Source organism: Streptomyces sp. NPDC048353, assembly GCF_055587165.1.
The window spans coordinates 358,165-377,072 of the sequence record NZ_JBVJGU010000003.1; the positions used below are offsets into that span (position 1 = coordinate 358,165).

An 18,908-nucleotide genomic window follows, 5' to 3' on the forward strand; every position below is an offset into this window, starting at 1 on the left:
TCCTACTTCGTCAGCGCGGTGACGACCGCGTCGATGTACGCGTTCATGGACCCGGGTCCGCCGAACATCCAGATGCCGTCGGGCAGGCGGTGGACGTCGCCCTTCTTGACGAACGGCAGGGAGGTCCAGACCTTGTCCTTGGCGAGGGCGCCGGCGAAGGGGGTGCTGGACGCGTCGCCGGCGTTGCCGATGTAGGCGAACTGCACGTCGCCGAGCTTGGTGAGGCCCTCGACGTCGGTGGTGCCGAGGCCGTAGGCCGCGTCGCCCTTGACGGTCCAGGCGTTCTTCAGGCCGAGCTTCTCGTTGACGGCGCCGATGAGGGAGCCGCTGGTGAAGGGCCGGATCGAGACCTGGTTGGAGACGATGTAGCCGTCGGCGAAGGCGTAGCGCGCGCCGCCGAGGCCGGCGCCGGCGAGGGCCTTCCTGCCCTCCGCGATCTTCGCCTCGAACTGCTTCTTGAGCGTGGCGGACTGCTCGGTGGTGCCGGTGGCCTTGGCGATGAGGTCGAGGTTCTTCGTCATCCGCCCGATCGGGTCGGCGGCGTCGGCGGCGCGGAGCTCCAGGACGGGGGCGACCTTGCGGAGCTGCTTGACGGCGGCCGCCGGGAGGTCGGTGGCGACGATGAGGTCGGGGGCGAGGCCGGCGATGGTGTCCATGCTCGGCTCGCCGCGGGTGCCGATGTCCTTGGGCTCGTTCTTCAGCGGGACGGCGGAGTCCCACATCTTGTAGCCCTTGACGTCGGAGACGCCGACGGGGGCGACGCCGAGGGAGACGAGGCTCTCGACGACGTTCCACTCGGTGGCGACGACCTTCTTGGCGGGGCCGTCGAGCTCGACCTTGGTGCCGGAGTCGTCGGTGAGCGTGATGCGCTCGGCGGGCTTCTTGGTGTCGTTGTCGGCGGCGGGCTCGGTCGTCCCGCAGGCGGTCATGGTGAGGGCCGCGGCGGTGGCGGCCGCGGTGAGGAGGAGGCGTCTCATGAGGAGGTGCCGAGCCTTTCGCTTCGCGTGTGGTGGCGGCCGATGGCGCGGGTGCGCAGCCGCCCGGTGAGGGTGTCGGTGTCGACTTCGATGCGGATGCCGTAGGTGTCGGTCAGCCGCTGTGCGGTGAGGACGTCGTCCGGGAGGCCGTCGGCGACGACGCGGCCCGAGCTGAGGAGGACGATCCGGTCGGCGACGGCCGCGGCCTGGTCGAGGTCGTGCAGGACGGCGCCGACGGCGATGCCGTGGTCGTCCGCCAGGTCCCGTACGAGGTCGAGGAGTTCGACCTGGTAGCGGAGGTCGAGGTAGGTCGTGGGTTCGTCGAGGAGGAGGACGCCGGTCTCCTGGGCGAGGCAGCCGGCCAGCCAGACGCGCTGGAGCTGGCCGCCGGACAGGTGTTCGGCGCCCCGGTCGGCGAACTCGGCGACGCCGGTGAGGGCGAGCGCGCGATCGACGGCGGCCCGGCCGTCGGGGTCCGCCTTGCCCCAGCGGCCGCGGTAGGGGTAGCGGCCGAATTCGACGACGTCCCGGACGGTCAGTCCGCCGGGGGTGGGCCGGCCCTGCGTCAGCAGGGCGACCCGGCGCGAGAACTCACGGGGTGACAGGGCGAGGCCGTCGGTGTCGGCGTCGATGACGAGCGTGGCGGTACGGGGCCGCTGCAGGCGCGCGAGGGTGCGCAGGAGCGTCGACTTGCCGCTGCCGTTCGGGCCGACCAGGACGGTCACTTCGCCGGGTCGCAGCGTCAACGCGGCGTCGTGGACGACGTCGACGCCGTCGTACGCCACGGTGACGTCCGTGGCCGACAGTTCATGGCCGCGGGGTCGGGCCGCGGTTCCCTCTTCACCAGCTTGCACGACCCGAAGGTTAGCCTAACCTAATCGGCCTCGGAAAGACGGCCCCCGGGTCGCGCACAAGACGCCATTCGGCCACGTTTATTCGGCCACCCCGCGGGCGGCCGGCCGGGGCGACACGGGTGCTCGCGATATGGACGTACGGGCTCAGGTGTAGTTAGGTTAGCCTTACCTCAGTCGGAGCGGCGTGCCGTTCCGGCCCGAGCCTTCATCCGGACCCGCCCCGCGAGGAGTTCACCGTGAGCGCCGCCACCGACACCGTCCTGCCCGAGCAGACCGCGCCGGAGCTCGTCCGCTCCGTGCTCGCCCGGGCCGTCTCCCTGTCGCTCACCACGGAGGGGCAGGAGTACGACCTGATCGGTCTGCACGCGGTGGACAGGAAGGGGCGGATCACCCTCCGCCCCCAGCCGGACAGCCCGCTGGCCGCCCAGATCGCCTCCGCGCCGCGTGGCAGCCTCGCCGCCCTCCTGGAGTTCACCGACATCGCGCCGACGGCGCTGCGCGACCGCGTACGGGCCCGGGTGACCGTCTCCGGATGGCTCGCCCCGGCCGACGGGCCGGGCGGCGAGACGCTCCGCCTCGACCTGGCCCGGGTGACCCTGAAGACCTCGGCGCGGACCACCGAGGTCGGCCTCGACGCGTTCGCCCTCGCCGCGCCCGACCCGCTCGCCGTGGAGGAGGCCGCGATGCTGACGCACCTCGCCGACGCCCACGACGACATGGTGGCCGACCTCGTCGTCCTGGCCGGGGCCCGGCTGCCGCACGGCGTCGTCCGGGTCATGCCGCTGGCCGTGGACCGGCACGGCATCACCCTGCGCTGCGAGTACCGCGAGGGCCACTGCGACCTGCGCCTGCTGTTCCCCGTCACGGCCCGGGACGCGGCCGAGGCCGGCGAGCAGGTCCGGCAGCTCCTCACGACGCCCCGCTGCGCGCACCACCGGCACCCCTCCCCGCGCCCCTGACACCGCGCCCGGGCGGGCGTCCGGGCGGGCATTCGACCGCCCGCCGCCGCCGTTCACCGCCAACTCGGCGTGAAGACGGCGCGGTTGAGAGCGGATGGGCGTGACGAGCCGGGCAGGAGGAAGCCACCGCCCAGTGAAACTTAGGTTAGGCTCAGCTAAGCAGTGATCGTGGGGGCGCGAGATTCGCCCCCTTGTTCGGGGAGGAAGCACCCATGGGTCTGCCGGCCATCGAGACCTACCCCATGCCGTCCCCCGGCGCGCTCCCCCGCTCCTGCGCCTCCTGGTCCATCGATCCCGGCCGCGCCGCGCTCCTGGTCCTCGACATGCAGAACCACTTCGTCGGACCGTTCCCCACCGGCCACGCTCCGGTGGTGCAGCTGGTCGCCAACATCGGCGCCCTGCGCGAACTCGCCGGAGCGCTCGGCATGCCCGTCGTCTTCAGCGCCGAGCCCGCCGCCCAACGCCCCGGCCAGCGCGGCCTCGTCGCGGACGTCTGGGGCCCCGGCATAGGGGAACCGGACGCCGCCGCCATCGTCGAGCCGCTCACGCCCCGCCCCGGCGAGCACCTGCTCGCCAACGTGCGCCACAACGCCTTCCTCCGCAGCCACCTCGGCCGGCTCCTCCGCGAGGAGGGCCGCGACCAGCTGATCCTCTGCGGTGTGTACGCCCACCTCGGCGTCCTGCTGACCGCGGCGGACGCCTTCATGAACGACATCCAGCCCTTCGTCGTCGCCGACGCCGTCGCGGACTTCTCCCCGGAGGAGCACGCAATGGCCCTGCGGTGGGCGGCCCGCAGCGGGGTGGTGTGCACGACCGAGTCCTTGCTGCGCGACCTCCTGCTCAACAGGCGGTCGCCGCACGAGGCGCGCAGGGACGCGTGACAGCGCCCCCTGTGACAGCAGCCCCCACACGTACCGAGAGAGACGGATCGAGATGACCTTGAGGGTCGCGGTGGCCGGTGCCAGCGGCTACGCCGGCGGGGAGATCCTCCGCCTGCTGCTGACGCATCCCGGCGTGGAGATCGGCGCGCTGACCGCGCACGGCAACGCGGGCCGGCCGCTCGGTTCCGTCCAACCGCATCTGGCCGCCCTCGCGGACCGTGTGCTGACGGCGACCACGGCGCAGACCCTGCGCGGTCACGACGTCGTCTTCCTCGCCCTGCCGCACGGGCAGTCGGCCGCGCTCGCCGCCGAGCTGGACCCGGACACCCTCGTCGTGGACTGCGGCGCGGACTTCCGGCTGCGCGACCCGGCCGCCTGGGAACGGTTCTACGGCTCCGCCCACGCCGGCACCTGGCCGTACGGGCTGCCGGAACTCCCCGGCGCCCGTCACGCGTTGAAGGGCTCGCGGCGGATCGCCGTACCGGGGTGCTACCCCACGGCGGTGACGCTCGCACTGTTCCCCGCCTACGCCGACCGCCTCGTCCGGCCGGAGGCCGTGATCGTGGCGGCCAGCGGCACGTCCGGCGCCGGACGGACCCTGAAGCAGCACCTGCTGGGCGCCGAGGTGATGGGCTCCATGAGCCCGTACGGCGTCGGCGGCGGCCACCGCCACACCCCGGAGCTGACGCAGAACCTCTCCGCGGTGGCGGGCGAGCGCGTCACGGTCTCCTTCACCCCGACCCTGGCCCCGATGCCCCGGGGCATCCTCGCCACCTGCTCCGCCGCCCTGCGTCCCGAGGCCGCCGCGGCCGGCGGGGAGCGGGTCCGCGCGGCGTACGAAGCCGCCTACGCCGACGAGCCGTTCGTCCGCCTGCTGCCGGAGGGGCAGTGGCCCTCGACCGCCGCCGTCCTCGGTTCCAACACCGCGCAGGTGCAGATCGCCGTGGACCCCGACGCCGGCCGGCTGATCTGCGTGAGCGCCATCGACAACCTGACGAAGGGCACCGCGGGTGGCGCGGTGCAGAGCATGAACGTCGCCCTGGGCCTACCCGAAGAGCTGGGCCTGCCGCACAACGGAGTGGCTCCGTGAGCGACGTGCGCACGACCGCCGGTCCGAAGTCGACGACGAAGCCCGCACCACCGCGCCGTGCGGGCACCGTCGCGGGAACCGCCCGGGCGTCGGCCCCGGCGGAGAACGGAGAAGCACAGTGAGTGTGACCGCAGCCCGTGGATTCCTCGCCGGCGGAGTGGCCGCCGGCATCAAGGAGTCCGGCGACCGCGACCTGGCCCTGGTGGTGAACCACGGGCCGTCCCGCGCCGCAGCCGGGGTCTTCACCTCCAACCGTGTGCAGGCCGCGCCCGTCCGCTGGTCCCGGCGCGTCCTGTCCGACGGCCGGATCACGGCCGTCGTCCTCAACTCCGGCGGCGCCAACGCCTGTACGGGGCAGGCCGGCGCCGTCGACGCGCTGCTGATGGCCGAGCACACCGCCCGGGTCGTCGACACGGTCCCGCACGAGGTCGCGGTGTGCTCCACCGGGCTCATCGGCGTACGGCTGCCCATGGACCGCGTCATGGCGGGCATCACCGCCTGCGGTGGCGCGCTGTCCCCGGAGGGCGGCGAGGACGCCGCCGTCGCGATCAAGACGACCGACTCGGTGCACAAGACCGCCGTCGTCACCCGGGCCGGCTGGACCGTGGGCGGGATGGCGAAGGGCGCGGGCATGCTCGCCCCCGGCCTCGCCACCATGCTGGTCGTCCTCACCACCGACGCCGACGTGAGCGCGGACGCGCTCGACCCGGCGCTCCGGAAGGCGGTGCGCACCACCTTCGACCGGGTGGACTCGGACGGCTGCATGTCCACCAACGACACCGTCCTGCTGCTCGCGTCGGGGGCCTCCGGGACCGTGCCCGACGCGGAGGAGTTCGCCGAGGCCGTGCACGCGGTCTGCCTGGACCTGGCACGGCAGCTGATCGCGGACGCCGAGGGCGCCTCCAAGGAGATCGAGGTGACCGTCGTCGGCGCGGCCACCGAGGAGGACGCCGTGGAGGTCGGCCGGTCCGTGGCCCGCAACAACCTCCTCAAGTGCGCCCTGCACGGGGAGGACCCGAACTGGGGCCGGGTGCTGTCCGCGATCGGCACGACCTCGGCCGTCTTCGACCCCGACCGGCTGGACGTGGCGATCAACGACGTCTGGGTGTGCCGCAACGGCGCCGCCGGCGAGTCGCGGGACAAGGTCGACCTGTCCGGGCGCTCGGTCACGATCACGGTGGACCTCTGCTCCGGCGACTCCTCGGCGGTGATCTGGACCAACGACCTCACCGCCGAGTACGTCCACGAGAACAGCGCGTACAGCTCATGAGCGGGCCGGGGACGACACGCACCGGACACCTGCCCGGCGGGGACGCGCGCCCGGCGCCGTCGGCGGCACGGCCGATGGTGCGGCTCGACATCACCGACGCCGGCGCCGCCGGGCTGACCGCCGCCGACCTGCCGTGGCTCGAGGAGCTCCAGGGCCGGACGGTCGTCATCAAGTTCGGCGGCAACGCCATGGTCGACCCGGCGCTGCACCGGACCTTCGCGCAGGACGTCGTGGAGCTGTGGCACGCGGGCCTGCGGCCGGTCGTCGTGCACGGCGGCGGGCCGCAGATCAGCTCCATGCTCGCCCGCCTCGACCTGGAGGTCCGCTTCGAGGCGGGGCTGCGGGTGACCACGCCGGAGACCATGGACGTGGTCCGGATGGTGCTGACCGGATCGGTCCAGCGCGAGCTCGTCGGCGCCCTCAACGCCCACGGCCCCTTCGCCGTGGGCCTGTCGGGCGAGGACGCGCACACCATGACGGCCGTACGGCGGCCCGCGTGGGTGGACGGCCGGCCCGTGGACATCGGCCTCGTCGGCGAGGTCGTGGACGTCGACCCGCGTACCGTGCGCACCCTGCTCGACGAGGGCCGGATCCCCGTGGTCTCGCCCGTCGCGCGCGGGACGGACGGGGAGGTGTACAACGTCAACGCCGACCTCGCCGCCTCCGCGCTGGCCGTGGCCCTCGAAGCGGAGCGGCTGGTGGTCCTGACCGACGTCGAGGGGCTGTACGCCGACTGGCCGCGCAGCACCGAGGTGATCGAGCGTCTGACGGCGGGGCAGCTGGACGCGCTGCTCCCGGCGCTCGCCAGCGGCATGCTGCCGAAGATGGAGGGCTGCCTGCGGGCGGTCCGGGCGGGCGTCCGCCGGGCCCAGGTCGTCGACGGCCGGGTGCCGCACGCGCTGCTGCGCGGCGTCTTCGCCGAGCACGGCCCGGGCACGACCGTGGTACCGGACCCCGCCCCGGTCTCGCACCGCGTGCCGGACGACGGGCCGCACGACGCGACGACGACAAATCACGAGGCGGGCCCCCGGCCCGCGACCGAGGAGGTCGTTGCGTGACCGACGACGACGGCGCCCGCACGCTCACCGACCGCTGGCGCGCGGTCATGATGGACACGTACGGCACTCCCCCGCTCGCCCTGGTCCGGGGCGAGGGCAGCACGGTCCGGGACGAGGCGGGGCGCGCGTACACCGACTTCACCGGCGGGATCGCGGTCAACACCCTGGGCCACGCCCACCCGGCCGTCGTCTCCGCCGTGCGGACCCAGATCGCCCGCCTGGGCCATGTCTCCAACCTCTTCGTCGCCGAACCGCCGGTCGCGCTGGCGGAGCGGCTGCTGGGCCTGCTGGACCGGCCGGGCCGGGTCTTCTTCGCGAACTCCGGTACGGAGGCGGTCGAGGCGGCCTTCAAGCTCGCCCGGCGCACCGGGCGGCCACGTCTGGTCGCCGCGGCGGGCGGGTTCCACGGGCGGACCATGGGAGCGCTGGCCCTCACCGGTCAGCCGGCCAAACAGGATCCCTTCCTGCCGCTGCCGGGAGAGGTCACGCACGTGCCGTTCGGCGACGTGGCGGCGCTACGCGCGGCGGTCACGGAGGAGACCGCGGCGGTGGTCCTCGAACCGGTGCAGGGCGAGGCCGGCGTCGTCCCGGCGCCCGCCGGGTATCTGCGCGCCGCCCGGGAGATCACCCGGGCGACCGGCACCCTGCTCGTCCTGGACGAGGTCCAGACGGGCATCGGCCGGACCGGCCACTGGTTCGCGCACCAGGCCGTCGACGGCGTGGACCCCGACGCCCTCACGCTCGCCAAGGGCCTGGGCGGCGGCCTGCCGATCGGCGCCCTGGTCGCCTTCGGCGCGGCCGCCGACCTGCTCGGCCCCGGCCAGCACGGCTCCACCTTCGGCGGCAATCCGGTCGCCTGCGCGGCCGGCCTCGCCGTGCTGGACACCATCGAGACCGAGGGGCTCCTCGCCCGGGTCACCCGGGCGGGCGACCGCCTGCGCCGGGGCATCGAGGCTCTGGGGCACCCCCGGATCGCCGAAGTCCGCGGCACCGGCCTCCTCCTCGGCGTCGTCCTCACCTCCCCGACCGCCGCCCAGGTCCAACAGGCGGCCCAGGACGCCGGTTTCCTCGTCAACGCCGCAGGCCCGGCCGTCGTACGGCTGGCTCCCCCGCTGATCGTGACGGACCGCGAGATCGACGAACTGGTCGAGGCACTGCCGAAGATCCTCGCCGCCTGAGGCGGGCGGCCGCGCGAAAACGGCGGGGCCGGGAGAGCAACGGACCGTACGAAAGGGGCGGGCCCGGGAGCCACACGGCTCCCGGGCCCGCCCTTTCGTACCGCGGACCGGGTGTCCCCTCCCCGGCGCCGGGCACCGGCCACGGGTTCGGGGGCTGCCCGGCGCGGCGCGCGAGAACGGTCGGGGCGCAGCGGGGGTTCAGCGGGTCACAGCGCGCGGGCCAGGACGCGGGCGTTGCGGCGCGGGTCCAGGGATTGGGCCCAGGCGGGCGGTGCCAGGTTCGGGCAGGCGGGGGCGAAGCCGTGGCGCAGGAAGAGGCGGCCGCTGCCCGTCGTCGCCGTGAAGAGGGTGCGCAGGGAGTGGCTCCGCGCTCGCGCGACCGCGGCGTGCAGGAGTCTGGCGCCCATGCCGCCGCCCTGCCGGTGTCCGGCGACGCAGAAGTTGTAGAGGACCCCGGCGGCGCCGCGGCCGGTGACCGGGTCCCCGGGGTGCAGGCTCAGTCCGAGGCAGCCGTCGAGGGACCCGTCGAGGGCCTCGGCGACGAGGAAGTCGCCGGACTGGGAGGCGTACTGGGCCCTGGAGCGCTCGCGCAGCGCGCCGGAGCGGGCGAACGGCCCGGACAGGGCGGCGAGCGCGGCGGCGTCGGAGGGCCTCGCGGGCCGGACGGAGAACGGGGCGGGGCCGGGCGAGTGCGCGACGCGGGGCAGCGTGGCGGGGCGCGGCATGACCGTGATCAAGGCTTTCCTTCCTCGGTTCCACCGCGCGCGAAAGGGGGGAGGGTCGGTTCGCCGCGCAACCCCGGTGAAACACTCAGGAGTCAGGTTAGCCTCACCTAATTAAATGACCAAGTCGGCGTGTGCCGAGCGGATTTCGGCGAGTCACCGGCGGACCGCGCAGGCCGCCGCGTACCCGGGAAACGTCGGCACGTCCGTCACCGACCAGCCGGGCACGTCCGCCGGCTCCGCCCCCGTACCCACGTACGTGACGGACGGGTCCTCGCCAAGCCCGATGCCGACGCCCTTGAGATAGGCCTCCTTCCGTGCCCAGCAGCGCCCGACGGCGGCGGGCAGCTCCGACGGCGGCAGGGCCGCCAGCTCGGCGCGCTCGCTCCGGTGCAGCAGCCCGCCGACCTCCCCGGCCGCCTCGGGTGTCGGCCGTTCCTCGACGTCGACGCCCACGGGGGTGTCGGCGAACGCGATCAGGACGGCGTCGCCGGCGTGCGAGAGGGAGAAGTGCAGCGGGACGGGCGGGGGGCCGGCCACGGCGGGGCGGCCGTGCGGACCGCCGCAGCCGGGGCACGCCTCGGGCGCGAACCGCACCTGGGCCGGGTCGCGGCCCAGGTAGGCGCCGAGGAGTTGCCGGAGCGCCACGTGGGCGACGCGGTAACGGTCCCGGTCGGCGGCCCGGCGCAGGGCCCCGCATCTGGCCCGCTCGCCGTCGTCGAGCAGCGCGGACAGGGCGTGGGCGCGGGCCGCGAACGCGCCCACGGGCGCGGTCCACAGCCGGGGGCCCTGCCCGCCCCGCCACGCCGGGGGCAGGGGGTCGACGCCCCAGCGCGCCGGGGCCGCCGCTACGCGCACCGTCGGCCCGGGTAGTCGTCGAACTCCGGCACCCCGGCGCCGCGCATCCGGCGCAGCACCTCCGCCAGGTCCGCGTCGTCCACGTCGTGCGGGATGTTGTCCTCCCGGTCGAAGACCATGACGTCGCCCTGGCCCGCGTGCCAGATCACCCAGCGCGGCGGGGCGACGGGGGTCTGCCAGAGCGGGGAGAGCCGGTGCAGCGAGTTACTCACAGTTTCCGTCCTTCCGTGGCCTCGCGTCCGTCCACGAACGTCGCCACGATCTCGATGTCGCCGATGTGGGAGGGGTCGACGCGCCGCGGGTCGTCGCCGAGGACGACGAGGTCGGCGCGCTTGCCCGGGCTGAGGCTGCCCGCGGTGTCGTCCCACCGGCAGGCGTAGGCGCCGGCGACCGTGTAGGAGCGCAGCGCCTCGTCGACGGTGACGGCCTCGTCGGGACCGACCGGCCGGCCCGAGAGGGAGGCGCGTTCGACCATGAACTGCACGGCCCGCAGCGGCGATCCGTCGGTGACGGGACGGTCCGAGCTGCCGACGAGCGTGACGCCGTGGTCGAGGAAGCCGCGGCCCCGGTACATCCAGGGGGCGCGCTCCGGGCCCATGATCGTGGAGTAGTCGTCGCCGAAGTAGCGCAGGAAGTTGGGCTGGACGACGGCGCTGAGGCCGAGCCGGGCGAAGCGCGGGAGCTGGTCGGGCCGGATGAGTCCGGCGTGCTCGATCCGGTGGCGGGCGTCGGGCCGGGGCCGCAGGGCCTGGGCCCGCTCCAGGGCGTCGAGCGCGAGGTCGGCTGCCCGGTCGCCGATGGCGTGGACGGCGAGCTGCCAGCCGGCGAGGTGACCGTCGACGATGAGGGAGGCGAGGTGCTCGGGGTCGGCCTGCAGCTGGCCGGTGCCGTCGGTCCCCTCGTACGGTGCGGTGAGGGCGGCCGTACGCGCCATCATCCCGCCGTCGGTGTAGATCTTGAGCGCGCCGACGGAGAGCCAGTCGTCCCCGAAGCCGGTCCGCAGGCCGAGGTCGAGGCCCCGGGGTATTCCGTCCCCCTCGTGCGCGCCGACCGGGTGCAGGGTGTCGGCGCCGGGCATGAGCTGCACGCGCAGGGGCAGCCGGCCCTGGTCCCGCAGCAGTTGGTAGGCGCCCAGTTCGACGGGGCTGTGGCCGAGGAGCCCGCCGCCGATGCCGGCCTCGGCGGCCGCCGTGATCCCCTCGGAGAGACAGACGCGGCCGGCGTACTCGATGGCGTCGGCCAGCTCCTCCTGCGCGTAGGGCAGGCGCAGCCGCCGTACGGCGCCCATGGCGCTCTCGACGAGGAGGCCGTTCTCGTGGGGCACGTCGGCCGGGAGCAGCCGGAGGACGGCGGAGTTGACGACGCAGGCGTGGCCGGAGGTGTGCATGAGGAACACCTTGTGGCCGGGGGCGACCCGGTCCAGTTCCGCGGCCGTCAGGTGCCGGCCGAGGGCGCGCTGGTCGTAGCCTCCGACGTGCACCCACGCGCCGGGGGCGCTCGCGCGGGAGACGGCGTCCGCGACGACGGCGAGCGCGTCCTCGATCCGCTCACAGCCGGCGAGGGTGGGCGAGGCCGCCTTCAACCCCGTCCACGCCAGGTGCACATGGCTGTCGATGAAACCGGGCAGCACGGTGGCGCCCTGGAGGTCGATGACCTCGCGGGCGGGCAGCGCCGTCACGGCCTCGTCGAGGCCGACGATCCGACCGTGCCAGATGCCCAGGTCGTGGGCGACCGGGTGGTCGGGATCCATGGTGAGGATGCGCGCGTTGGTGATCCTCGTGCACAGCATCATGGGCAGTCCGTCCCTGGGGAGTGTGCGGAAGGTGTCGGCGCCCGCCCCGGAGGGGCGGGGATGCGCGGCCGGGCGCGACGGCGTACGCCCTACGGTGTCTCGGCGAACACGGCGTCGGCGGTCCGGGCGCCTTGCGGCCCGCCGTCCGTCTCGTACCGGCGGGGCGCGGCGGGCACCATCAGGGGTGTGCCGGTCTCGGGGTCGTCGATGATCCGGCACGGCAGTCCGAAGACGTCCTCGACGAGTTCGGCGGTCATGACCGTCGCGGGGTCGCCCTGGGCGGCGATGACGCCGCCGGGCCGCATCACGATGAGGTGGGTGGCGTAGCGGCAGGCCTGGTTGAGGTCGTGCAGGACCGCCACGACCGTGTGCCCCTTGCGGGCGTGCAGTTCGGCGCAGAGGTCGAGCACCTCGACCTGGTGGGCGATGTCCAGGAAGGTGGTGGGCTCGTCGAGCAGCAGGATGGAGGTCTGCTGGGCGAGGACCATGGAGAGCCAGACGCGCTGGCGCTGGCCGCCGCTGAGGTCGTCCACCGGCCGGTCGGCGAGGTCGAGCACGTCGGTCTGGCGCATCGCCTCGACGACGGCCGTCTCGTCCTCGGCGGACCACTGCTTGAGCAGCCGCTGGTGGGGGTAGCGGCCGCGGGCCACGAGGTCGCCGACGGTGATGCCGCCGGGCGCGCTGGAGGACTGCGGGAGCAGGCCGAGGCGGCGGGCGACCTCGCGCGAGCGGTACGAGGCGATGGCGGCGCCGTCGAGGTAGACCTGGCCGGCCTTGGGCTTGAGCATCCGGGCGAGCGCCGTGAGCAGCGTCGACTTGCCACAGGCGTTGGGCCCGATGATCACCGTGAAGGAGTGGTCGGGGATGTCGACGCTGAGGGACGCGGCGACCGTCCGCTGGTCGTAGGAGAGCGTGAGGTCCTCGGCGCGCAGCCGGGGCTGCGGAGGGTTCGTTGCGGTCATGCGCGGCTCTTTCGCGACTCGGAGATCAGCAGCCAGATGAGGTAGAGACCGCCGACGGCGCCCGTCGCCGTGCCCACCGGGAGGAGCGCGGGCGCGAAGGCCCGCTGGACGACGAGGTCGCTGACGACGAGCAGGACGGCGCCCATCAGGGCGGACGGCAGGAGGGCCGGGGCGGAGGAACGGGTGAGGCGGCGCACCACCTGGGGCGCCGCGAGGGCGATGAACCAGATGGGGCCGGTCACCGCGGTGGCGAAGGCGGCCAGGGAGACGCTGATGACCAACAGGGCGGTGCGCGTACGGCCGACGTTGACGCCGAGCCCCATGGCGGTGTTGTCGCCCATCTCCACCATGGCGAGGCGCCGGGAGAGGAACAGGGCGGGGGGCAGCAGGACGGCGAGGGCGATGCCGATGGCGTTGGCGTGCACCCACAGCCGGTTGCCGAGGCTGCCGATCAGCCAGGCCTGGGCTTCCAGCGCCTCCTGGAAGCTGGCCCGGGTGATCAGGTAGGAGTTGACGGCGAGCAGGAGGGCGCTGACGCCGACGCCGATGACGACCAGCCGGAAGCCCTGCAGTCCGCGGCCGATCATCAGGAGGTGGACGGCGAGGGCGGTGGCGAGTCCGCCGACCAGCGCGCCGAACGCGATCTGGGTCATGCTGCCGTGGAGCAGGATGATGACGACGAGCGCGCCCACGGCGGAGCCGTTGGTGAAGCCGATGATGTCGGGGCTGCCGAGGGAGTTGCGGGTCAGGCTCTGCAGGATCGCCCCGCTCACGGCGAGGGCCGCGCCGACGAACACCGCGGTCAGGATGCGGGGCATCCGCAGCGTGTTGACGACGAAGTCGGCGGCCCCCGACCCCTGGCCGGTGAGGGCCTGGAACACCTCGGGGACGGTGAGCGGGAAGTCGCCGGTGGTCAGGGTGATACCCACGACGAGGACCAGGGCGGCGAGCAGCAGCGTGGTGACGGCGAGGGTACGGCTCTGGACGCGCAGGGAGACGCCCGCGGTACGGATGACCCGGCCGCTGATGACCCGGCGGTCGGGGGCGTCCGCGGCGCCGGGCCCGGGCGTGGGTGGGTGCGGGGAGCCGGGTCCGGAGGGGTCGGAGGTCTTCGCCTCCCGTACGACGCTCACAGCATGACCAGCTTTCGACGGCGGCACAGCGCGATGAAGAGGGGCGCCCCGATGAACGCGGTGACGATGCCGACCTGCACCTCGCCGGGGGCGCCGAGCACCCGGCCGACGACGTCCGACCCGATGAGCAGGACGGGCGCGAGGAGCATCGAGTACGCGAACACCCAGCGCTGGTCGGGTCCGACGACGAACCGGGCGATGTGCGGTACGGCGAGGCCGACGAAGCTGATCGGGCCGACCGCGGCGGTGGCGGCCCCGCACAGGAGCATCACGGCCAGGGCTGCCAGCACGCGGGTGCGGCCGATGTTCACGCCGAGGGCCCGCCCTACCTGTTCGCCCATGGCGAGGGCGTTGAGGGAGGGGGCCAGGAGGAGCGCGAGGACCACTCCGACGACGACGAAGGGCAGGATCAGGAGGACGATGTCGTAGTACCGGCCCGCGAGCGATCCCACCGTCCAGAAACGGAACTGGTCGAACGCCTCCGGGTCGAAGATCAGCACGCCCCAGTTGAAGGCGTACAGGACGGCGGTGACCGCCGCGCCGGCGACGACGAGCCGGTCGGGGGTGGCCAGTTTCCGCCCAGAGGAGCCGAGGAGGTAGACGCCGACCGAGGCGATGGCCGCCCCGGCGAGGGCGAACCAGACGTAGCCGAGGGGCGAGGCGACGCCCACGAAGGCTATGGCCACGACGACGCCCGCCGAGGCGCCCAGGTTCACCCCGAGGAGGCCGGGGTCGGCGAGCGGGTTGCGGGTCAGTGCCTGCATCAGCGCGCCGGCGAGGCCGAGGGCGATGCCGACGAGGAGGCCGAGGAGGGTGCGGGGGATGCGGTACTCGTGGACGATGACGGAGGCCTCGGACTCGTCAGGGTTCCACAACAGGTCCCAGGTGGAGGCGAAGGGGATGCCCCGGGTGCCGACCCAGACGCTGACCAGGGCGACGACGACCAGCGCGCCGAGCGTGACGAGGAGCCCGATGCCGCGCAGGGCCGTGGTGGCCGGACGGACCGCGGGCGCGACGGGGTCGGGGGGACCACCGGTCCTGCTCCCGGACGCCGCCTGAGTTTCGACGGACAACGACCACTCCCCTGGCGGTGGTTGGCGCACCCCACGTACGCGAGGCGTCAAACTGGAACTGCCGCTCGGCGACTTGACGCAAAGGACACTGGAACTTAGGTGAGCCTAACCGTACAGTCGTGGCGGGTCAACGCGGCCCCCGTCCGACGAGGGGACACGTACACCCCTCCTCTCCCAGGGGCCCCGCAGGACGTCTTAGCAGCGACCATATTTAAGGTAGCCTTACCTAACCACCCCCCGTCTCGTGGAGGATCCGCATGCCCGCTGGAGGACCAACGGGAGGCCACGTCCTCCGCAGAGCCCTCGGTGACCAACGTCGCCGGGTCGGCGGGGCATCGTTCCTCGCCATGGCGCACCAGGCGTGCGAGGCACTCGTCCCCGTCGTCATCGGCCTGGTCATCGACGAGGCGGTCGCGACCGGGTCCTCGGGAGCGCTGCTGCGCTGGCTGCTGGTGCTCGCCGTCCTCTTCCTCGTCCTCTCGACGTGCTACCGCATCTCCGCGCGGCTCACCGAGGGCGCCGGAGAGAGCGCCGCCCACCGGATCCGGCAGGATCTCGCCGCCCGGGTGCTCGACCCGCGGGGCGGCGCCGACACCGGCCGGCTGACCGGCGCGCTGACCGCCGTCGCGACCGGCGACGCCCGCCGGGTCGGCTCGGTCGCCTCCGCGCTGCCGTACGCCCTCTCCGCGCTGACCGGACTCGCCATCAGCGCGGTGGCGCTCCTGCGCATCTCCGTGCCGCTCGGCCTGCTCGTCCTCCTCGGCGTCCCGCCCCTGCTGTGGATCGGCCACCTCATCAGCCGCCCGCTGGAGCGGCGCAGCGAGGCCGAGCAGGAGCACGCCGCCCACGCCTCCGGCGTCGCCGCCGACCTGGTCGCAGGACTGCGCGTCCTGAAGGGCATCGGCGCCGAGCCGGCGGCGGTCGCGCGCTACCGGGAGACGAGCCGCGGCTCCCTGGCGGCCGCCCTGCGGGCCGCCAACAGCCGGGCCTGGCACGACGGCGCGATCCTCGCCCTGACGGGCGTCTTCATCGCGGTCATCGGACTCTTCGGCGCCCATCTCGCGATGCGCGGCACGATCAGCGTCGGCGAGCTGGTCGCCGCGGTCGGCCTCGCCCAGTACCTCCTCGGCCCCTTCCAGCTCCTCACCTACGTCAACGGAGAGGTCGCCCAGGCCCGGGCGTCCGCCGACCGGATCGCCGAGGTCCTCGCCTCGCCCCCCGCCGTCACGGCCGGCGCGACCCCGCTGCCCGAGCGGATCGCCGGACGGCTGCGGCTGCGGGGCGTCACCCACGGCGCCCTGCGCGGCGTCGACCTCGACATCGCCGCCGGCAGCGTCGTCGGCGTGGTCACCAAGGACCCGGCCACCGCGAACGACCTGCTCCTCTGCCTCGGCCGGGAACTCGACCCCGCCGAAGGGACCGTCGAGCTCGACGGCGTCCCGCTGACCGACCTCGACCCCGGCGACCTCCGCCGCGCGATCCTGGTCGCGCACCACGACGCCGACCTCTTCGAGGAGAGCCTCCTCGCCAACGTACGGGCCGGAACGGGCACGGGCACCGCGGACGTCGGCCCGGCGCTCGCCGCCGCCACGGCGGACGACGTCGCCCAGGCCCTGCCCCAGGGCGTGGACACCGTCCTCACCGAACGGGGCCGTTCGCTCTCCGGCGGCCAGCGTCAGCGGGTGGCGCTCGCCCGCGCCCTCGCCGCCGACCCGCCGGTCCTGGTCGTCCACGACCCGACCACCGCCGTCGACACGGTCACCGAGGCCAGGATCGCCGCCCGGCTGCGGGACCTGCGCCGGGGCAGGACCACGATCCTCGTCACCACCAGCCCGGCCCTGCTCGCGGGGACCGACGTCGTGGTGGTCCTCGACGACGGGGCCGTGACCGCCGAGGGCAGCCACCCCGAACTGGTCGCCGCCCACGCGTCGTACCGCACGGCGGTGCTGGCATGACGCCCCCGCGCGACACCACCGAAGGCACGGCCCCCGGCACCATCGGGGACACTCCCCCGGGCACCACCGAAGGCCAGGACACCCGGCCGTCAGAGGCGAAGGACGAAGGACGGACGATGAGCGGACCCGGCACGCCCGAGCGCGAGCTCCTGCCCACCGCCACCGGCGCCCGGACCCTCGCCGTCGTACGGGAACTGCTGCGCCGTCACCGCCTCCTGGCGGTGGGCGCGGTGACCGTCCTGGTCCTCGGCACCGCGATCGGACTGCTGACCGCCCCGCTGCTCGGACGCATCGTCGACCTCGTCGTGGACCGCCGCGGCGCGGCGGCCCTGACCGTCCCGATGGTGCTGCTCCTCGTGGTGGCCCTCGCCAGGGGCATCGCCACCGCGATCGGGAAGTCGCTCGTGGCCCGGCTCGGCGAGACGATCCTCGCGGACCTGCGGGAGCGGTTCATCGCCCGGGCGCTGCGGCTGCCGCTCGAACGGGTCGAGCGGGCCGGCTCGGGCGACCTGACCTCGCGCGTGACGGGTGACGTCACCCTGATCGCGCGCGCGGTCCGGCAGGCGCTGCCCGAGTTCGCGACCGCCTTCCTCACCATCGTCCTGACGCTGGCGGGCCTCACCGTCCTCGACTGGCGTTTCCTGCCGGCCGTCCTGCTGGCCGTGCCGATCCACATCCTCACCGTGCGCTGGTACATCCCGCGCGCCTCGAAGATCTACGCCGAGCACCGGGTCGCCACCGGCGCCCTGCAGCACCAGCTGCTCGACAGCGTCGGCGGGGTCCGTACCGTACGGGCGTTCCGGCTGACCGACCGGCACGCGGACCTGCTGGACCGGCGTTCCCAGGCGGCGGTCGACCTGGCCGCCGGGGGCATGCGCCTGATCTCCGGCTTCTTCTCCCGTCTCAACGCCGCCGAGTTCATCGGCATGGCGTCGATCCTCGTCACCGGCTTCCTGCTGGTCGACGGGGGCGCGGTGAGCATCGGTACGGCGACCGCGGCGGCGCTCTACTTCCACGGCCTGTTCAACCCGATCAACGCCGCGCTCTTCCTCATCGACGACGCCCAGTCCGCGGGGGCGAGCCTCGCCCGGCTGGTCGGCGTGTCGAGCCTGCCCGCCGAGCGGGAGCCCGAGGAGAAGGCGGCTACGCCGGTGGACGGTTCGGTCAAGGTGTCCGGCCTCGGCCACTCCTACGTCGACGGGCACCCGGTGCTGGCCGACGTCGACCTGGACGTACGGTCCGGGGAGCGGGTCGCCCTGGTCGGCGCCAGCGGCGCGGGCAAGACCACGCTCGCCAAGCTCATCGCCGGCGTCCACGACCCGGCGTCCGGCGTGATCTCCCTGGGCGGCGTGGACAGCCGGGAGCTGGGCCCCGCCGGGGTCCGGCGGGCGGTCACCCTGATCAGCCAGGAGGTCCACGTCTTCGCCGGACCGCTGGCGGAGGACCTGCGGCTGGCCCGCCCCGAGGCGACGGACGAGGAGCTGCGCACGGCGCTGGACCGCGTCGGGGCGCTGGAGTGGGCCGAGGCGCTGCCGGACGGGCTGTCGACGGTCGTGGGCGAGGGGGGCCACCGTCTGACGGTGACCCAGGCCCAGCACCTGGCGCTGGCCCGGCTGGTCCTCACCGACCCGCCCATCGCCATTCTCGACGAGGCGACCGCCGACGCGGGCAGCGCGGGCGCCCGTGTCCTGGAGACCGCCGCCCTGCGCGCGCTGGAGGGCCGCACGGGCCTGATGGTCGCCCACCGCCTCCCCCAGGCCGCCACGGCGGACCGCGTCGTGGTCCTGGACCAGGGCCGCGTCGTCGAGACCGGCACCCACGACGAACTGGTCGCGGCGGGCGGCCGCTACGCCGAACTCTGGTCGGCCTGGTCCGCCAGCCGCCACGAGCCGACGGTGCCCGCCTGACCCCACGGCCCCACCCCGACCCGTGACCCGGCGGCACCCGCCGCCACCGGGCCACGAGAAGAGCCCCCGCCCATCGGGCGGGGGCTCTTTGACGTTCCGGGGGCGCGGGGCCGGTGCCGGGGGCGCAGGCGTACCGCGGGGGCTGCGGGGCCGGTACGTGAGGCGGGCGTACGGCACGGGGGCGCTGCGGGGCCGGTACGCCGGGCACCGCGCGAACGGGAGCTGTTGCGGCCCGGGGC

At 74.3% G+C, this 18,908-nt stretch carries 17 protein-coding genes; 8 read left to right on the forward strand and 9 right to left on the reverse strand.

Annotation, left to right across the window (positions count from 1 at the left end; genetic code table 11):
- Nucleotides 1-2: 2 nt before the first annotated feature.
- Nucleotides 3-977 carry an iron-siderophore ABC transporter substrate-binding protein gene (locus ACZ6RC_RS11990; protein WP_391134873.1) on the reverse strand — a complete coding sequence of 325 codons (975 nt, stop codon included), beginning with the start codon at nt 975-977 and terminating at the stop codon, nt 3-5.
- The gene (locus tag ACZ6RC_RS11995; protein ID WP_391134876.1) at nt 974-1,831 is read right to left on the reverse strand and encodes an ABC transporter ATP-binding protein; all 858 of its coding nucleotides are present in this window, start codon (nt 1,829-1,831) and stop codon (nt 974-976) included. The genes ACZ6RC_RS11990 and ACZ6RC_RS11995 overlap by 4 nt, the downstream gene beginning before the upstream one ends.
- Before the next feature lie 236 nt (nt 1,832-2,067).
- On the opposite strand from ACZ6RC_RS11995, the gene ACZ6RC_RS12000 reads away from it, so the two are divergent.
- The 6 genes from ACZ6RC_RS12000 to ACZ6RC_RS12025 all read left to right on the forward strand — a co-directional run bounded on the left by ACZ6RC_RS12000 (nt 2,068) and on the right by ACZ6RC_RS12025 (nt 8,267).
- Nucleotides 2,068-2,790 carry a DUF2470 domain-containing protein gene (locus ACZ6RC_RS12000; protein ID WP_469581463.1) on the forward strand — a complete coding sequence of 241 codons (723 nt, stop codon included), beginning with the start codon at nt 2,068-2,070 and terminating at the stop codon, nt 2,788-2,790.
- A 212-nt stretch (nt 2,791-3,002) separates the two neighbouring features.
- Entirely contained in the window at nt 3,003-3,671 is a 669-nt protein-coding gene (locus ACZ6RC_RS12005) for an isochorismatase family protein (protein WP_469581466.1), read from the forward strand.
- Nucleotides 3,672-3,723: 52 nt separating this feature from the next.
- Nucleotides 3,724-4,761, forward strand: coding sequence for an N-acetyl-gamma-glutamyl-phosphate reductase (argC, locus tag ACZ6RC_RS12010; protein ID WP_469581469.1), 1,038 nt, complete (start codon nt 3,724-3,726; stop codon nt 4,759-4,761).
- A gap of 118 nt (nt 4,762-4,879) precedes the next feature.
- Nucleotides 4,880-6,031, forward strand: a complete 1,152-nt coding sequence (gene argJ, locus ACZ6RC_RS12015; RefSeq protein WP_469581472.1) for a bifunctional glutamate N-acetyltransferase/amino-acid acetyltransferase ArgJ — start codon at nt 4,880-4,882, stop codon at nt 6,029-6,031.
- Between the two features lie 74 nt (nt 6,032-6,105).
- Nucleotides 6,106-7,089, forward strand: a complete 984-nt coding sequence (argB, locus tag ACZ6RC_RS12020) for an acetylglutamate kinase (RefSeq protein WP_469582810.1) — start codon at nt 6,106-6,108, stop codon at nt 7,087-7,089.
- Entirely contained in the window at nt 7,086-8,267 is a 1,182-nt protein-coding gene (locus ACZ6RC_RS12025; RefSeq protein ID WP_469581475.1) for an acetylornithine transaminase, read from the forward strand. The genes argB and ACZ6RC_RS12025 overlap by 4 nt, the downstream gene beginning before the upstream one ends.
- Before the next feature lie 206 nt (nt 8,268-8,473).
- On the opposite strand, the gene ACZ6RC_RS12030 is transcribed toward ACZ6RC_RS12025, so the two are convergent.
- The 7 genes from ACZ6RC_RS12030 to ACZ6RC_RS12060 form a co-directional block, all read right to left on the reverse strand.
- Nucleotides 8,474-9,004 (reverse strand): GNAT family N-acetyltransferase, encoded by a 531-nt coding sequence (locus ACZ6RC_RS12030; RefSeq protein WP_469581478.1) that lies wholly within the window; start codon nt 9,002-9,004, stop codon nt 8,474-8,476.
- 141 nt (nt 9,005-9,145) lie between these two features.
- Nucleotides 9,146-9,847 carry a 4'-phosphopantetheinyl transferase family protein gene (locus ACZ6RC_RS12035; RefSeq protein WP_469581481.1) on the reverse strand — a complete coding sequence of 234 codons (702 nt, stop codon included), beginning with the start codon at nt 9,845-9,847 and terminating at the stop codon, nt 9,146-9,148.
- Nucleotides 9,838-10,059, reverse strand: coding sequence for a hypothetical protein (locus ACZ6RC_RS12040; RefSeq protein WP_391134900.1), 222 nt, complete (start codon nt 10,057-10,059; stop codon nt 9,838-9,840). Before ACZ6RC_RS12040 ends, ACZ6RC_RS12035 begins: the two co-directional genes overlap by 10 nt.
- Nucleotides 10,056-11,636, reverse strand: a complete 1,581-nt coding sequence (locus tag ACZ6RC_RS12045; protein ID WP_391135935.1) for an amidohydrolase — start codon at nt 11,634-11,636, stop codon at nt 10,056-10,058. Before ACZ6RC_RS12045 ends, ACZ6RC_RS12040 begins: the two co-directional genes overlap by 4 nt.
- Before the next feature lie 92 nt (nt 11,637-11,728).
- The gene (locus tag ACZ6RC_RS12050) at nt 11,729-12,601 is read right to left on the reverse strand and encodes an ABC transporter ATP-binding protein (protein WP_469581485.1); all 873 of its coding nucleotides are present in this window, start codon (nt 12,599-12,601) and stop codon (nt 11,729-11,731) included.
- The gene (locus ACZ6RC_RS12055; protein WP_469581489.1) at nt 12,598-13,734 is read right to left on the reverse strand and encodes a FecCD family ABC transporter permease; all 1,137 of its coding nucleotides are present in this window, start codon (nt 13,732-13,734) and stop codon (nt 12,598-12,600) included. Before ACZ6RC_RS12055 ends, ACZ6RC_RS12050 begins: the two co-directional genes overlap by 4 nt.
- The gene (locus ACZ6RC_RS12060; RefSeq protein ID WP_469581492.1) at nt 13,731-14,807 is read right to left on the reverse strand and encodes a FecCD family ABC transporter permease; all 1,077 of its coding nucleotides are present in this window, start codon (nt 14,805-14,807) and stop codon (nt 13,731-13,733) included. The genes ACZ6RC_RS12055 and ACZ6RC_RS12060 overlap by 4 nt, the downstream gene beginning before the upstream one ends.
- Nucleotides 14,808-15,064: 257 nt before the next feature.
- Here ACZ6RC_RS12060 and ACZ6RC_RS12065 point away from each other — a divergent pair, with 257 nt between their 5' ends.
- Both ACZ6RC_RS12065 and ACZ6RC_RS12070 read left to right on the forward strand, forming a co-directional pair.
- The gene (locus ACZ6RC_RS12065) at nt 15,065-16,762 is read left to right on the forward strand and encodes an ABC transporter ATP-binding protein (RefSeq protein WP_469581496.1); all 1,698 of its coding nucleotides are present in this window, start codon (nt 15,065-15,067) and stop codon (nt 16,760-16,762) included.
- On the forward strand, nt 16,759-18,669 hold the full coding sequence (locus ACZ6RC_RS12070) for an ABC transporter ATP-binding protein (RefSeq protein ID WP_391134915.1): 1,911 nt from the start codon (nt 16,759-16,761) through the stop codon (nt 18,667-18,669). Before ACZ6RC_RS12065 ends, ACZ6RC_RS12070 begins: the two co-directional genes overlap by 4 nt.
- Nucleotides 18,670-18,908 lie beyond the last annotated feature (239 nt).

Coding starts and splice junctions, on each gene's coding strand:
- ACZ6RC_RS12005 (WP_469581466.1), top strand. CDS start 3,003: ATGGGTCTGCCGGCCATCGAGACCTACCCCATGCCGTCCCCCGGCGCG.
- argB (WP_469582810.1), top strand. CDS start 6,106: ATGGTGCGGCTCGACATCACCGACGCCGGCGCCGCCGGGCTGACCGCC.
- ACZ6RC_RS12065 (WP_469581496.1), top strand. CDS start 15,065: ATGCCCGCTGGAGGACCAACGGGAGGCCACGTCCTCCGCAGAGCCCTC.
- ACZ6RC_RS11990 (WP_391134873.1), bottom strand. CDS start 977: ATGAGACGCCTCCTCCTCACCGCGGCCGCCACCGCCGCGGCCCTCACC.
- ACZ6RC_RS12070 (WP_391134915.1), top strand. CDS start 16,759: ATGACGCCCCCGCGCGACACCACCGAAGGCACGGCCCCCGGCACCATC.
- ACZ6RC_RS12045 (WP_391135935.1), bottom strand. CDS start 11,636: ATGCTGTGCACGAGGATCACCAACGCGCGCATCCTCACCATGGATCCC.
- argC (WP_469581469.1), top strand. CDS start 3,724: ATGACCTTGAGGGTCGCGGTGGCCGGTGCCAGCGGCTACGCCGGCGGG.
- ACZ6RC_RS12050 (WP_469581485.1), bottom strand. CDS start 12,601: ATGACCGCAACGAACCCTCCGCAGCCCCGGCTGCGCGCCGAGGACCTC.